Origin of the sequence: Falsirhodobacter xinxiangensis, from assembly GCF_004959935.1 — a bacterium.
Lineage (GTDB): Bacteria > Pseudomonadota > Alphaproteobacteria > Rhodobacterales > Rhodobacteraceae > Falsirhodobacter > Falsirhodobacter xinxiangensis.
Genome location: NZ_SMYN01000074.1, coordinates 1 through 575 on the forward strand (window position 1 = coordinate 1; position 575 = coordinate 575).

Annotated in this window: 1 protein-coding gene; it reads left to right on the forward strand. The window is 63.7% G+C overall.

Annotation, left to right across the window (positions count from 1 at the left end):
- Positions 1–3: 3 nt before the first annotated feature.
- The coding region (locus tag E2K76_RS20185; RefSeq protein ID WP_181952924.1) for a dihydrodipicolinate synthase family protein at positions 4–575 on the forward strand (572 nt) is incomplete at its 3' end.

Sequence of the window (575 nt, forward strand, 5' to 3'; positions counted from 1 at the left end):
AACATGCAACCTCAGGACATCAAGCAGAGGCTCGGTTCGGGCCTTCTGTCCTTCCCCGTCACGCATTTCGATGCGAACGGCAAATTTGCGCCCGAAAGCTACAAGGCGCAGGTCGAATGGCTGTCGGGCTATGACGCGCCGGTGCTGTTCGCCGCGGGCGGCACGGGCGAGTTCTTCTCGCTGAAGGTCGAGGAGATCGCCCCGATCGTCGCCGCCGCCAAGGAAGCTGCTGGCGAGACCGCAATCGTCTCCGGCTGCGGCTATGGCACGGATATCGCGGTCGAGATCGCGCAATCGGTGCAGAAGGTCGGCGCCGACGGCATCCTCCTGCTGCCGCATTACCTGATCGACGCGCCGCAGGAAGGGCTCTACGAGCACGTCAAGCGCATCTGTCAGTCGATCGACATCGGCGTCATGGTCTATAACCGCGACAACGCCGTTCTGCAGGCCGACACGCTGGCGCGCCTGTGCGACGAATGCCCGAACCTGATCGGCTTCAAGGACGGCACCGGCGATATCGGCCTCGTGCGTCAGATCACGGCCAAGATGGGCGACCGTCTGACCTATCTGGGCGG